Annotated in this window: 10 protein-coding genes; 1 reads left to right on the plus strand and 9 read right to left on the minus strand. The window is 69.8% G+C overall.

The window, feature by feature from the left end; translation table 11 throughout:
* The 9 genes from B2P18_RS09550 to B2P18_RS09590 all read right to left on the minus strand — a co-directional run.
* Window positions 1–1,173 (minus strand): cytochrome c biogenesis protein ResB (locus B2P18_RS09550; protein ID WP_286958468.1); only part of this gene is annotated, 1,173 nt, incomplete at its 3' end.
* A gap of 14 nt (window positions 1,174–1,187) precedes the next feature.
* The gene (locus B2P18_RS09555) at window positions 1,188–1,907 is read right to left on the minus strand and encodes a cytochrome c biogenesis CcdA family protein (RefSeq protein ID WP_019286763.1); all 720 of its coding nucleotides are present in this window, start codon (window positions 1,905–1,907) and stop codon (window positions 1,188–1,190) included.
* 1 nt (window position 1,908) lies between these two features.
* Window positions 1,909–2,877: a tetratricopeptide repeat protein gene (locus B2P18_RS09560; protein WP_019286764.1), complete on the minus strand. Its 969-nt coding sequence runs from the start codon at window positions 2,875–2,877 to the stop codon at window positions 1,909–1,911.
* Window positions 2,878–3,166: 289 nt separating this feature from the next.
* Complete coding sequence (locus tag B2P18_RS09565; protein ID WP_286958473.1) at window positions 3,167–4,714, minus strand: ammonia-forming cytochrome c nitrite reductase subunit c552; 1,548 nt, start codon at window positions 4,712–4,714, stop codon at window positions 3,167–3,169.
* A gap of 4 nt (window positions 4,715–4,718) precedes the next feature.
* Window positions 4,719–5,207: a cytochrome c nitrite reductase small subunit gene (nrfH, locus tag B2P18_RS09570; protein WP_029211121.1), complete on the minus strand. Its 489-nt coding sequence runs from the start codon at window positions 5,205–5,207 to the stop codon at window positions 4,719–4,721.
* Window positions 5,208–5,371: 164 nt separating this feature from the next.
* Window positions 5,372–6,076, minus strand: a complete 705-nt coding sequence (locus tag B2P18_RS09575; protein WP_286958474.1) for a response regulator — start codon at window positions 6,074–6,076, stop codon at window positions 5,372–5,374.
* Window positions 6,073–6,972: a sensor histidine kinase gene (locus tag B2P18_RS09580; protein ID WP_286958476.1), complete on the minus strand. Its 900-nt coding sequence runs from the start codon at window positions 6,970–6,972 to the stop codon at window positions 6,073–6,075. The genes B2P18_RS09575 and B2P18_RS09580 overlap by 4 nt, the downstream gene beginning before the upstream one ends.
* A gap of 64 nt (window positions 6,973–7,036) precedes the next feature.
* Window positions 7,037–8,053, minus strand: a complete 1,017-nt coding sequence (gene ligD / locus B2P18_RS09585; RefSeq protein ID WP_286958480.1) for a non-homologous end-joining DNA ligase — start codon at window positions 8,051–8,053, stop codon at window positions 7,037–7,039.
* Entirely contained in the window at window positions 8,050–8,517 is a 468-nt protein-coding gene (locus B2P18_RS09590; protein WP_286958482.1) for a DoxX family protein, read from the minus strand. Before B2P18_RS09590 ends, ligD begins: the two co-directional genes overlap by 4 nt.
* A 387-nt stretch (window positions 8,518–8,904) precedes the next feature.
* On the opposite strand from B2P18_RS09590, the gene B2P18_RS09595 reads away from it, so the two are divergent.
* Entirely contained in the window at window positions 8,905–9,105 is a 201-nt protein-coding gene (locus B2P18_RS09595) for a helix-turn-helix domain-containing protein (protein WP_019286771.1), read from the plus strand.
* Window positions 9,106–9,149 lie beyond the last annotated feature (44 nt).

Genomic DNA, 9,149 nt, shown 5'->3' on the forward strand with positions numbered 1-9,149 from the left:
GGTGTAGGTCAGGTCGCCGATCTGCGCGGTCTGGCCCTGGGTGATGACCTTCTGGCCGATGGTGCTGTCCTGGTCGGTGGGCTGCACCTTGATGGCGACGTCGCCCGGCTGGATCTGCGCGTCGGTCTGCCCGGAGGCCGCCGTGATGACGAAGGCGTCGACGCCCTGGTTCGGCAGCGGCAGCTTGCCGAAGGAGTTCTTCTGGTCCTCGGTCGTGTACTGCAGCGGCACGCCACCCTCGTGGAGCACCTTGCCGGTGGAGTCCTTGACCTGGATGCGGGCTGCGAAGCCGAAGCTGGCCTGGAAGAACTTGACCCCCTCGTAGCGCAGCGGCTCGTTGACCCGGGTGTCCTGCTCCTTGACCTGCACGCCGTCCTTGTAGAGGACGAGGTGGCTGACGTAGTCCTTGGGCCGGCCGTCCTCGTAGTAGGTGTCGGAGAAGGAGGTGGCGGTGATGGTCAGGCCGGTGCCGTGGCCGATGTCGACGCGGTCACCGATCGAGACGGGGACGTTGTCCTCGGAGAAGCCGGTGTTGGACGTGACCAGGACGCCGAGCAGGATGATGACGAACGCGACGTGGGCGAAGATCGTGCCGAACGGCGGCCACCGGAACTTGTCGGTGTAGAGGTTGAGGCCGGGCCCGCGGGGGTCGTCGATCACGCGATAGCCCTTGCGCCGCATGGTCGTGCGGAGGTGCTCGAGGCTCTGCTCGGCGGGCACCGGGGCGGTCACGTCGTGGTGGATGCTCGCGTGGGCGAAGAATCCCTCGGTGACGTGCAGCTGGGGGCGGGTGGCCCGCTTCCACAGCAGCGGGATGCGGTGCATGATGCAGCACAGGATCGAGATGCACAGCAGCACGTTGACGGCCTTGAACCACCAGGACCCGAAGACGTTGAACATGCCGAGCAGGTCCAGCACTCCGGTCCAGCCCTGGTAGCGAGGCCGCACCGAGTCCAGCCAGTCGGCGTAGGCGGTGGCGTCGGCCCGGTTGTTCTCCGTGGACTGCTGGATCAGCGTCCCCATGAGGGTGAGGAAGCCCATCGCGAGGATGAGGCCGATGCCGGTGCGCTTGGAGATGAAGACCCGATAGACCTTGTAGAGCGGCCGGGGCATGCGGATCGTGTCGGCGGACTCGATCGTGTCCTCGGTCAGGAGGTGGGTGTCGTTGCTCATGAGCTCTGCCTGTCTCACACGCCGACGGCCGGGATGAGGCCGGACAGCTTGCCGAAGATGTTGGTGACCATGGCGAACCCGATGAGGACGAGCATCGCGCCGGACAGGAGGGACATCGCCATCTCGTGCTTGCGCAGCCAGCCGAGACGGGCGGTGATCTCGGTGGCGCCCATCGCGACGAGCACGAAGGGGATGCCGAGACCGAGGGCGAAGGCGACCAGCAGGAGCGCGCCGCGCCCCACCGAGTCGCTCGCCGTGGCGAGCCCGAGGACGCCGCCGAGGACCGGTCCGATGCACGGGGTCCAGCCGGCGCCGAAGGCGAGGCCCATCAGCAGGGATCGCCGGTATGTCGGGGCCTGCTGCCCCGGGAGCTGCGGCCGGCCGCCGACGGGGGCGTGGACCTCGCGGTAGAGGACGGGGATCTCGATCAGCCGGGCGACGTGCAGGCCCATGACGATCAGGGCGACCCCGCCGATGATGCGCAGGGCGTCGCGGTGGTCGCCGACGGCATACCCGATCAGTCCGATGGAGCACCACAGGGCGATGAAGACGACCCCGAAGCCGAGCACGAAGGCCAGGGCCTGGGCGGCGGCGTTGCGCCGGGCCCGTCCCCCGCCGACCGGCGAGGTCCCCGCGACATAGCTCACGAAGACCGGCACGACCGGCAGGAAGCAGGGTGAGGCGAAGGCGACGATTCCCGCCAGCAGCGCGAGCGGGATGGTGATCCCGTCCATGTCACTTGCTGGTCGTCGGTGCGGGCGTGGCCCCGGAGCCGTGGGCGGCGCCGGTGGGGGCGGGCGTCATGATCGCGCCCATGTGGTTCTGGACCTTCTGGGCCAGCGGACCGTTGGGGTCGAGCTCGATGACCTTGTCCCACAGCGCCTTGGCGCCGGCGGAGTCGGGCGGGGTCTGGCTGAGCTTGAGGAAGCCCAGGTCGTAGTACGCCTCGGCCTTCTTGGGGTCGACCTTGATCGCGTTGTTCCACTGGGCCTCGGCGCCCTTGAGGTCGCGGGCGTTGAAGAGCGCGACCCCGGTCGACAGCATCAGGTTGGTGTCGTTGGGCTTGAGCGCCAGCATCTTCTGCCGCAGGGCCGCGGCCTTCTGGAAGTGGTTGGCCCCGAAGTAGAGGTCACCGAGCTCGGCCATGGCCTGCTCGTCCTTGGGGTTGGCCTTGATCTTGTCCTCGAGCGCCTTGGCCTTGGCGGTGTCCAGGGTCGTGGCGGTCGGCGACGGCTTGGCGGTGGCGCCCGCGGCCGCCTGGTCCGCCATCGCCACGGGCGGGTTGGCCTGCGTGGGGTTGCGGGACGGGCCCCAGACGTAGACGCCGACCACGATGGCGGCGATCAGTGCGATGGACCCGAGCACGGTGACCAGCTTGGGGATCTGCGGCCGGTCGCCCGTCCGCCGAGCCGCCGTCACGGGCGTCGCGCGGCGGCTCAGGACGTCGCCGGCCTTGCCGGTGAGCACGGCGTGGGCCGCGTCGGCGGCCGTCGCCTGCTGGGTGGCCCAGCCGGACAGCTCGGTCGGTGCCGAGGAGAGGTATGTCGCGACGTGCTCGTGGGCGGCCTCGACCGCCTCGGGCGTGGCGTCGGCGGGGAGGCCGAGCGACGCGAGCAGGGCCTGGCGCAGGTCGCCGCTCTCGTGCGTCGGGGCGGGGGTGCCGCCGCCTGCGGGTGGTGTCTGGGGCGCCTGGCGCTGCGTCATACGAGTGTCCTGTGCTCGGGCGGCCGGTGGGCCGCGGGGAGTCCGATGACCCCAGCCTCCGCCTCGACCACCCGGTCGGACCATCCGTCGTAGGGCACGTCTTGGATAGAACCAAGGTATTTAGAGGATATAGACGACGGCCGCGGGGATAGACCGGACCTGTGCCCCGGCCGTCGCGGGAGAGGGCGGGCCAGGACCCCCACGCACGGGCAGACCGCCTCGTCCCCACGAGGCGGTCTGGTCCGTGTGGGAGGGGCACCGAGTCGGGTGCGGTGCCCCTCCGATCCCGTCAGCGAGACGGGGTGGGCGTCGGCGTCGCCGTCGCTGCCGGCGTGGCCGGAGCCTTGGGGCCGGCGGCAGCGGCCTTGGCGTCGGCGGCCTTCTTCTCCTTCCACATCTGGAAGGCCTTGGCGGCGGTCGGGTCGGCCTTCTCCTTGCCCAGCAGGGCGAGCTGGCCCTTGCGGACCGCGTCGGTCGCCGTCTGCATGTAGCGGATGGACTCCTCGGGGGCGTGGAAGCCCGTCGAGTTCTCCGAGATCACGTAGTCGATGTAGAACGACGCCTTGCGGTGCCAGGTCTGCGCGGCCACGATCCGGTCCTCGGGAGCACCGGCCTTCTTGGCGTCCTCGAGGTCCTTGATCAGGGCGGTCAGGCCGTCGAAGGCCTGGCTGCGGCTGGTGGCCACGCGGGTCTGGATCGTCTCGACGCGGGACTTCAGCTCGTCCTCGGAGGCGTGGTGGCACACCTGGCAGGACTTGTTGACGTTCAGCATCGGGCTGCGGACCCAGTGGTCGGAGACCTTCTGCGCACCGACCGCGGTGTACGGCATGTGGCAGTCAGCGCAGGTCACGCCGGCCTTGGCGTGCACGCCCTGGTTCCACATCTCGAACTCAGGGTGCTGGGCCTTGAGCATCGGGGTGCCGGTCGTCTTGTGCTCCCAGTCGGTGAAGCCCACCTCCTGGTAGTACGCGAACTCGTTGTCCAGGTTGACGCCCTTGGCCCACGGGAAGGTCAGCGTCTTGTCCTTGCCCTTGAAGTAGTACTCCACGTGGCACTGGGCGCAGACGAAGGAGCGCATCTCCTGGGTGGTGGCCTGGGTGTTGACGTCGAAGTTCGGGACGCCCTGGCTGGCCTTGAGCGCCTTGATGCCCTCCTGGAAGGCCGGACGCGTGATCCGCAGCTGCATCGTCTTGGGGTCGTGGCAGTCGATGCAGGCCACCGGGTGGTCCACCAGCTTGGTGGCCTCCTGGTAGGTCATGTGGTTGATCTTGTCGAAGCCGGCCTTGGCGTCACCGTTGCCGAGGTCCTTGTAGACCTTGGCCATGGAGGCGTGGCAGTTGAGGCAGGTGCCCGGCTGCTTGAACTCGTTGACCCGCTTGGTGTCTCGCTGGTCGACGAGCATGTAGGCGTGGCCGCGCTTCTCGCGGTAGTCGGTCGCGAAGGCGTAGCCGGCCCACATCTGGACGAGCCGCGGGTCCTTCTCGAGCTTCTGCCCCGCCACGGTGGTGCGGGCGTCCGCGCCCTCGGGGACGTGGGGCACCGCCTCGGAGCCACCGAACTTCGTGCGCTGCTGGTCGGTGGTCCGCTTGTACATGTCGTACTGCAGCGGGAAGTTCTTGCCCCACACGGCCGGGTCGACGACGGTCTCGTCGAGCTGCACCACCGCGAAGTTGGTGTCCTGGGCCTCCTGCTTGTGCTGGAAGATGTTGACGAGGAGGGCGACGACGCCCACCGTCACCAACGCGGTGGCCAGGACGATCGCGGCCAGGAGTCCCTTGCGGCCTCCGCCACGACGCTTCCTCGCGCCCTTGGGATTGTCAGATGCTGTCGCGTTCATGTCCTCACCTCATGTGCCCGACGTCGGCGTGACACTGCACGCACGAGACCTTCTGGTTGGGGGGCCGGCTGTGCTGGATGCCCTCCACCAGCTGTTGGTGGCAGCGCAAGCAGTTCTCCTCGACGGTCGCCAGGCTCCGCTCCTTGATCTGGATGTTCTGCGGGAAGTTGCCGGTCGTGAAGGCGAGGGAGTGGTTCCACCCGTGCTCGGCCTTCGTCAGGTACTTCCCCACCAGGTCGTGGGGGGTGTGGCAGTCGTTGCAGGTCGCTACCTTGCCGTGGCTGGACTTGACCCAGGCGTTGTACTCCGTGTTCATCACGTGGCAGTTGACGCAGGCCTTCGGGTCGCTCGAGAGGTACGAAGCGCCATTGGCGTAGACCATCGTGAAGAGCACGACGCCGACCAGGGTGCCGATGCCCAGGGACAGGAAGACGGAGAAGAGTCCTCTGGGTGACATGAGCCACCCGAGGCGCGACCCCTGGGGAGCGGCCACCTCGTCACCATCCTTTGCGTGCGCGTGCGGACCTGCCGCTGTCGGCACGTCCATCGCACTCATCCTGCGGCCGGTGGTGGGGCCCGGACCATCCGTCGATGGATAGAAAAGAGGTATATGCAGGATCCCCCAGGCTGTACCCATGGGTCAGGGGCGGCAGGGGATCAGTCGGTGCGCGGCGGCTCGGCATAGCCCGAGCGCACCATGTAGGCCGCGGCCTGGATGCGGGTGTCGAGCCCGAGCTTGTGCAGCGCGTTGTGCACGTGGTTCTTGACGGTGCCCTCGGTGATCGACAGCGCGCGACCGATCTCGCGGTTGGACATGCCCCGCGCGACGAGCTTGAGGGTGTCCATCTCGCGCTGGGACAGCTGAGGCTCCGCGGCCTGCGCCGTGGCAGGAGAGGTATGCCGAGCGCCGCCCCCGCGCAGCTCGGCCAGGAGGCGGCCCACCAGCTGGGGAGACACCGGGGTCTCGTCGCGGGCCGCCGACCGGAGCATGGCGAACAGCTCCTCGGGGTGCAGGTCCTTGAGCAGGTAGCCGTGCACGCCCATGCGGATGGCCCCGAGCAGCCGCTCGTCGTCGTCGCAGACCGTCAGCATGAACACCTTGATGCCGGGGAGCTGCTCGAGGATCACCTTGGCGGCCTCGATGCCCGTCATGACCGGCATCTCCATGTCCATGACCACCAGGTCGGGCTGCAGCCGTCGCGCCTGCTCGACGCCCTCGAGGCCGTTGTCGGCCTGGCCGACGACCTCCAGGTCCGGCTGGGCGTCGACCAGCGTCGCGATCGCGCGGCGGAACAACGCGGTGTCGTCGACGAGCAGCACCCGGGTGGGGCGCGCGGTCGTGGGGTCGGCGGCGTTCGTCATACGGACATCCCGGAGGGGTGACGGGTGCCGCGCTGACCGCGGGGCACCGTGATGGTGATCTTGGTGCCGAGCCCGGGGCCGGACTCGACGAGCAGGCGGCCACCGACGAGCTCGGTGCGCTCCCGCATGGAGTGCAGGCCGAAGCCCTCGCGCTCGCCCGGCGCCACGTCGACCACGAAGCCCTGGCCGTCGTCCTCGACGACGAAGCTCGTCCAGTCCAGTGTCTCGTCGACGGTGATCCGGGCTCGCCGGGCCCCGGAGTGCTTGCGCGCGTTGGTCAGGGCCTCCTGGATGATCCGGATGACCTGGACCTCGCGGTGCGGGGTGAGGGAGGGCTCGCCGGGGATCTCGGCGACGACCGTGGTGTCGATGCCGGACTGCCGCGAGAACTTCTCGGCATAGCTGGCCAGGCCCTCGAGGAAGGTGTGGTCGGTGCGGTTGTGCTCGCGCAGCCCCAGGATCGCCTCCCGCACGTCGCGATAGGCGTCCTGGCAGTCGTGGGCGACGTCGGCCAGCTCGGTCTTGAGGTCGTCGTGGTCCTGGACCGCCGGGTGGTATGCCGCAGCCTGGAGCCGCAGCTGCGTGGCGCCCAGCACCTGGGCCAGGGAGTCGTGCAGCTCGCGCGCGATCCGGTCGCGCTCGGTGACGGTCGACCGATAGCGGTCGTCCTCCACGAGCTGGTGGATGAGCCGGAACATCATGAGGCCGAACGCGATCGCGGCCAGCGCCGTGAGGACGCTGACGATGGTGTCGCCGTCCCGCGGCCAGTAGCGGTCGAAGAAGATCGGCCGCAGCAGCTGGACGATGACGATGAACAGCGCCGGCAGGCCCACACCCACGAGGCGCAGCTGCCGCAGCCACAGGTCGTTGTCGCCGTGTCGGCCCAGCTCTGGCACAACACCTCCCTGGGCCGTTCGGTCTAGCCTCCCCGTATCTTCCACGGGAATGACAGGGGAAATCCTAGATCCTGGGTGTATCGGTCGGCATGGTGGGGTCGCTCTCCGGGGTCTCTGGGCCGTCTGGGCCGTCAGGGCCGGCGCTGCCCTCCCGCTCGTCCCGCTCCGCCCACGCCAGCAGCGGTGCGATGTCGTGGGCGACGTCGTCGATGTGGGCGTGCAGGTCCCCGAGCCGGGCGAACCGCTCGGGCACGGTGGCGATGGTCAGGTCGGACGGCTCCACGTCGGCGACCTCGTCCCAGGTGATCGGGCACGAGACGGTGGCCGTGGGGGTGCCGCGCACGGAGTAGGCCGCGGCGATCGTGTGGTCCCGGGCGTTCTGGTTGTAGTCCACGAAGACCGCTGCGGGGTCGCGGTCCTTGCGCCACCAGGTGGTGGTGACCAGCTCTGGCGCGCGGCGCTCCACCTCGCGGGCGAAGGCCAGCGCCGCCCTCCGGACGTCGGCGTGCTCGTGGTCCGGGGCGATCCGGACGTAGACGTGCAGACCGTGGCCGCCCGAGGTCTTGGGGTAGCCGACGATGCCCAGCTCGTCGAGCAGCTCGTGCACCACCGCGGCCACCTGACGGACCTGGTCCAGCCCGGCCTCGGGCATCGGGTCGAGGTCGATGCGCCACTCGTCGGGCCGCTCCACGTCGGCGCGGCGGCTGTTCCACGGGTGCAGCTCGACGGTGCTCATCTGGACGGCCCACACGACGTGGGCGAGGTCGGTGACGCACAGCTCGCGCACCGTCCGCTTGAACCGCGGGAAGTAGACCGGGGCCGTCTCCACCCAGTCGGGCGCCCCCTTGGGGAGCTGCTTCTGGTGGACCTTGTCGCCCGCCAGGCCGTCGGGGTAGCGGTGCATCATGCAGGGGCGGTCGCGCAGGGCCCGCACGATCCCCTCGCCCACCGCGAGGTAGTAGTCGACGAGATCCCGCTTGGTCGCGCCGATCTCGGGGAAGTAGACGCGGTCGGGGCTGCTGACGCGGACGACCCGGCCGGCGACCTCGACCTCCTCGGCCGAACCCCGCGAGGGCGTCACGGTCGGTCCTCGCGCGGGGCGTCGCCGACGTGTCGCGAGCCTCGCCGGTCCCGGCGCTCGGGCAGTCCCGCGGCCCAGAGCGCGGCGGCGACCAGGGCGGGCTGCCCGAACAAGCGGGCCAGGCGCCTGCCGTCGGTGTCGAGGCCGAACGCGTCGACGCCCTCGACATACTGGCCGATGTTGCCGGGGAACACGGCGACGTAGAACGCCGCCAGGGCGATGCCCGTGAGCCGGCGCTGCCGCGGGAGGGCGAGCAGGGCTGCCCCGAGCCCGATCTCGACGACCCCCGACGCCAGGACGACCAGGTCCTCGTCCAACGGGAACCACCCCGGGACCTGGGCCTGGAAGTCCTGCCGCGCAAAGGTGAGGTGGGAGACGCCGGCGAACGCCATGAAGGCGCCCAGCGTCAGCCGGGTCACCTCCTGCGAGCGGGTGGGCGGGGTGCTGGTACGAAGGACGGACATGGGTGGCTCCTCGCGGTGGGGATCACGGGCAGGTCGCGCGGTGCGTGGCGCGTCGTGGCTCATGCTGGCACGCCGGCCCCGTCCGCAGCGGTTCGAGGGGTTTCGGGGTGAGGGGCACCCTCAGGTGATGGGTCCTGATGTCGGCGGACCACTCCTGGCCTGGGCCCTGCTGGTGGGCCTGCACCTGGCCTCTGGCTGTCGCCATACCGGCACGATCCTGCCGGTATGGCGACAGGGCCACCGTTACCCGGCCCCACCCACCCGCGACCGGCACGATCGTGCCGACGAGCCCCGACGGGGCGCCTGGCGCGATAACCTGAATCCGGACCGGCGCGATCGTGCCGGTGCGGGGCACAATCGCTGCACGGACGGCAGGAAGAGGCGAGCATGTCCTTGGGTCACGAGATTCGCGAGCGGCGTCGCTCGCTCGGCCTGCTGCAGATCGACGTGGCCGAGATGGCCAGCGTCTCCGAGAGGTTCGTCCGGGAGGCGGAGCACGACAAGCCCACGCTCCGGCTCGACAAGCTGGCCGCGGTTCTCGACGTCCTGGGCCTCGAGCTCCACGCCCGGCCCAGCGGCGACGCTTGAGTCTGCTCAAAGGACGGGCCGACCTGGGGGGCTGAGCACCGTTC

This window comes from Arsenicicoccus sp. UBA2120, assembly GCF_002330965.1.
Taxonomy (GTDB): domain Bacteria; phylum Actinomycetota; class Actinomycetes; order Actinomycetales; family Dermatophilaceae; genus Arsenicicoccus; species Arsenicicoccus bolidensis.

What these genes read in the sequence shown, in the direction of transcription:
- B2P18_RS09555 (WP_019286763.1), bottom strand. Translation starts at nt 1,907, where the DNA reads ATGGACGGGATCACCATCCCGCTCGCGCTGCTGGCGGGAATCGTCGCC.
- B2P18_RS09595 (WP_019286771.1), top strand. Translation starts at nt 8,905, where the DNA reads ATGTCCTTGGGTCACGAGATTCGCGAGCGGCGTCGCTCGCTCGGCCTG.
- B2P18_RS09560 (WP_019286764.1), bottom strand. Translation starts at nt 2,877, where the DNA reads ATGACGCAGCGCCAGGCGCCCCAGACACCACCCGCAGGCGGCGGCACC.
- B2P18_RS09575 (WP_286958474.1), bottom strand. Translation starts at nt 6,076, where the DNA reads ATGACGAACGCCGCCGACCCCACGACCGCGCGCCCCACCCGGGTGCTG.
- B2P18_RS09590 (WP_286958482.1), bottom strand. Translation starts at nt 8,517, where the DNA reads ATGTCCGTCCTTCGTACCAGCACCCCGCCCACCCGCTCGCAGGAGGTG.
- B2P18_RS09565 (WP_286958473.1), bottom strand. Translation starts at nt 4,714, where the DNA reads ATGAACGCGACAGCATCTGACAATCCCAAGGGCGCGAGGAAGCGTCGT.